2 protein-coding genes are annotated in these 4431 nt (G+C 71.8%); both read left to right on the top strand.

Features of this window, described 5'->3' with window-relative positions:
- The first annotated feature begins 119 nt into the window (after positions 1–119).
- The gene (locus ACSNN9_RS27860; protein WP_436676274.1) at positions 120–1742 is read left to right on the top strand and encodes a pectate lyase family protein; all 1623 of its coding nucleotides are present in this window, start codon (positions 120–122) and stop codon (positions 1740–1742) included.
- Positions 1743–1955: 213 nt separating this feature from the next.
- Positions 1956–4391 carry a right-handed parallel beta-helix repeat-containing protein gene (locus tag ACSNN9_RS27865; protein ID WP_436676276.1) on the top strand — a complete coding sequence of 812 codons (2436 nt, stop codon included), beginning with the start codon at positions 1956–1958 and terminating at the stop codon, positions 4389–4391.
- Positions 4392–4431: the final 40 nt, after the last annotated feature.

Here is a 4431-nt window from a genome sequence, read left to right on the forward strand (position 1 = left end):
CCCCCCCCCCCCCCCCCCCCCCCCCCCCCCCCCCCCCCCCCACGGCCGGTGGGTCGCCGTGTCCGGCGCTCAGCACGGCGACCCACCGGCGCCCACCCCACCACCAGGAGGCCCACACCATGAACCGGACACCCCGTACCCGGACGCGCACACCGAGACTGCTCGGCGCGGCGCTCACCGCCGCCACCCTGGCCGTCGGCACGGTGCTCGCGACCACCTCGTCGGCGCACGCCGACACCCTGTTCAGCGACACGTTCTCCGACGGCGCGGCCGACGGGTGGTCCCGCTCCGGCGGAAGCTGGTCGGTGGTGACCGACGGCTCGTACGCCTACCGGCAGTCCGGCACCAGCAGCGACGCCCGCGCCCTGGCCGGCGCCGGCACCTGGACCGACTACGGGGTGCAGGCCCGGGTCCGGCCGACCGGCTTCGCCGGGGCGAACCGGCACGTCGGCGTGATCGCCCGGGCGCAGAGCAGCAGCAGCTACTACGCGCTGGTGGTGACCGCGAGCGGCGGGGTGCAGCTGATCCGCCGCTCCGGCGGCGACCCGGTGTCGCTCGGCTCCGCCCCGGCCGGGATCACCGTCGGCAGCTGGGCGACGCTGCGGCTGGAGGCGGTCGGCAACTCGTTGCGCGGCTACGTCGACGGCACGCTGCGGGTGCAGGCCACCGACGGGGCGTTCGCCGCCGGGCGGGTCGGCCTGGCCACCTCGTACGCCAGCGCCACCTTCGACGACGTCGCGGTGGACACGGCCACCGGAGCACCGCCCACCGGCGGGCCGACCGGCGGTCCCAGCCTGCCGCCGACCGAGCCGCCGATCGACCCGGGCACCCCGCCGATCGGCTTCGCCTCGGTGAACGCGCTGGGCCAGAACGGCACCACCGGCGGGGCGGGCGGCCCGACCGTCACCGTGGACACGGCCGCGGAGCTGCTCACCGCGATCGGCACGGCCGGCCCGCTGACCGTGCGGGTGGACGGGATGATCGCCCTGCCCGGCCCGATGCACGACGTGACCTCGGACAAGACGATCGTCGGCGTCGGCGCCAACTCCGGCATCACCGGCGGCGGCCTCAACATCGGCCTGCCGGTCAGCGACGCGACCAGCCCGCCGGCGAACGCCGTGCACAACGTCATCATCCGGAACCTGAACTTCCGCAACACCGTCGACGACGCGATCAACGTGCAGATGTTCTCGCACCACGTCTGGATCGACCACAACGACCTGGCGTACGGCTACGACGGGCTGATCGACGTCAAGCGCGGCTCCAGCTACGTCACCGTGTCCTGGAACCACACCCACCACCACACGAAGAACATGCTGCTCGGCCACGACGACCGCAACGCCGCCCAGGACGTCGGCAACCTGAAGGTCACCTACCACCACAACTGGTTCGACCGCACGCCCCAGCGCAACCCCCGGGTCCGCTACGGCGACCCCGTGCACGTGTTCAACAACTACTTCGTCTACAACACCGACGTCGGGGTGGCCTGCCAGCTCGACTCCGGCTGCGTGGTCGAGGGCAACTACTTCGAGGACGTCGAGGTGCCCTGGTCGATCAGCTACGCCGGAGACCGGGGCCGGATGATCGCCCGGGACAACGTGCTCGCCGGCACCAGTGAGCCCGGCGACGCGGGGGGCACCGTCCAGGAGCCGCGCACGTTCTACCCGTACACCATGACCGAGCCGGCCACCGTGAAGTCCGTCGTCACGGCCGGCGCCGGCACCGGCAGACTCCCCTACTGACCACGCCCGCGCGGGCCGTCGGACCCGGTCGGCGCCGGGCACCGGCCCGGCGGCCCGCGGCGCACCCCACCCCCAGAGATCGATGTTTGTCGATCATTTGATCACCACCAGGGAGGTCCCGTGCACAACTCCGACACTCGTCGGCGGAGGCATCGCCGAGGGTTCCTCACCGCGATCGGGGCCGCGCTCTTCGCGGTCACCCTCGCCGTCGGCATGACCACCACGGCCTACGCCGACACGCTCTTCTCCGACGACTTCTCCGACGGCAACTCGTCCGGCTGGACGGCCTCCGGCGGAAGCTGGTCGGTGACCGGCGACAGCGCGCGGGCGCTGCGACAGAGCAGCACCAGCAGCGACGCCCGCTCGCTGGCGGGCACGTCGAGCTGGACCGACTACTCCGTCCAGGCGACCGTCCGGCCGACCGCGTTCAACGGGTCGAACCGGTTCGTCGCGCTGCTCGCCCGGGTGCAGAGCAGCACCAGCTACTACTACCTGGCGCTGCGCAGCAACAACACCGTCGAGCTCAAGCGGCTGACCGGCGGCTCCTCGACGACGCTGGACACCGCGTCCGTGCCGGTCGCCGTCGGCACCACCTACACCCTGCGGCTCGACGTGGCCGGCGGCTCGCTCAAGGGTTACGTCAACGGCACCCTGCTCACCGAGGCGACCGACACCCAGTACGCCAGCGGCCGGATCGGCGTGGCGACCTACTATGCCAGCGCCGACTTCGACAACGTGCGGGTCGACTCGAGCGGCGCCGGCCCCTCCCCGACGCCGACCAGCCCGACGCCCACGCCGACCGGCGACCCGGGCAACCCCGGCCCCAACGTGGCCGACGGATGGGCCTCGGTCGACGCGTGGGGTCAGAACGGCACCACCGGCGGCGCCGGCGGCCCGACCGTCACGGTCACGACCGCCAGCCAGTTCATCACCGAGGCGGCGTCGAGCGGTCCGAAGGTCATCCAGGTCAGCGGGATGATCGCGCTGCCCGGCCCCATGCACGAGGTCACCTCGGACAAGACGATCGTCGGCGTCGGCGCCAACTCCGGGTTCACCGGAGGCGGCCTCAACATCGGCCTGCCGATCGACAACGCGGTCACCGCGCCGCCGGCCAACGCCGTGCACAACGTGATCATCCGGAACCTCAACTTCCGGAACTGGGCGGACGACGCGATCAACGTGCAGATGTTCACCCACCACGTCTGGATCGACCACAACACCTGGACCACCGGGACGGACGGCGGCGTCGACATCAAGCGCGGCTCGTCGTACGTGACGGTCTCCTACAACCACGCCGACGGCACCGACAAGAACATGCTGCTCGGCCACGACGACGGCAACGCCGCCCAGGACACCGGCCGGCTGAAGGTCACCTACCACCACAACTTCTTCGACAACACCAACCAGCGCAACCCGCGCGTGCGCTTCGGCGACCAGGTGCACGTCTACAACAACTACTACCTGAACACCGGCAACTACGGCGTCGCGTCCACCCAGAACGCCGGGGTCATCGTCGAGGGCAACCACTTCGAGAACGTAGACGACCCGTACCACCTGGCGGAGGGCTCCTCCGGCGACGGCCGGCTGGTCGCCCGGAACAACTGCCTGGTCAACTCCGGCGCCGGGCAGACCGGCGGCAGCGTGACCAACCCGCCGTACACGTACACCGTGGGCACGGCCTGCGACATGAAGGCCGTGGTCACGGCGCAGGCCGGGGTCGGCAAGGTCGGCGTGCCCGGCAGCCCGACCACCCCGCCGCCGAGCACCCCGGCGCCGACCCCGACGCCGACCCTGCCGCCGGCCGGGGACCTGGTCGGCTGGGCCACCCAGAACGGCGGCACCACCGGCGGCGCCGGCGGCCAGACGGTCACCGTCTCCGACGGCCAGGCGCTCGCCGACGCCCTGGAGTCCTCGTCGCCGCTGGTCATCCGGGTCACCGGGTCGCTGACCATGCCCGACGCGATGAACGACGTGCGCAGCAACAAGACCGTGCTCGGCGTGGGCGGCGCGACGCTGGACAACGGGCTGAACATCAGCGGCGCGAGCAACGTCATCGTCCGCAACCTCACCTTCCGGGGCTGGGACGACGACGCGATCAACGTGCAGGGCTCGCGCAACGTCTGGATCGACCACAACACGTTCGACGGCGGCTACGACGGCGCGGTCGACGTCAAGCGGGCCTCCGACTTCGTGACCGTCTCCTGGAACCGGGTCACGAACCACACCAAGAGCATGCTGCTCGGCCACGACGACGGGCACACCGCCGACATCGGCCACCTGCGGGTCACCTACCACCACAACTGGTTCGACGGGAGCAAGGAGCGCCACCCGCGCGTCCGGTTCGGTGACCCGGTGCACGTGTTCAACAACTACTACTTCGGCGCGGACTACGGCGTGGCGTCCACCATGGGCGCCGGGGTGCTGGTCGAGGGCAACCACTTCGAGAACGTCACCCGCCCCACCGCCGTCGGCTACGCCGAGTCGGACCCGGGCGACCTGGTCCAGCGCAACAACATCTTCACCAACTCCGGCGCGCCGGAGAGCGCCGGGGACGTCGCCCCCATCCCCTACCCGTACCGGCTCGACGACGCGAGCGGGGTCAAGGCGGCCGTGACCGCCGGGGCCGGCGCCGGTCGGATCAACCCCTGAGGCGACCCGGGGGGCGGTGGTCGGGCTGCCCGACCACCGC

Source organism: Micromonospora sp. URMC 107 (genome assembly GCF_051386315.1).
Taxonomy (GTDB): domain Bacteria; phylum Actinomycetota; class Actinomycetes; order Mycobacteriales; family Micromonosporaceae; genus Micromonospora.

What these genes read in the sequence shown, in the direction of transcription:
- ACSNN9_RS27865 (WP_436676276.1), top strand. Translation starts at nt 1,956, where the DNA reads ATGACCACCACGGCCTACGCCGACACGCTCTTCTCCGACGACTTCTCC.
- ACSNN9_RS27860 (WP_436676274.1), top strand. Translation starts at nt 120, where the DNA reads ATGAACCGGACACCCCGTACCCGGACGCGCACACCGAGACTGCTCGGC.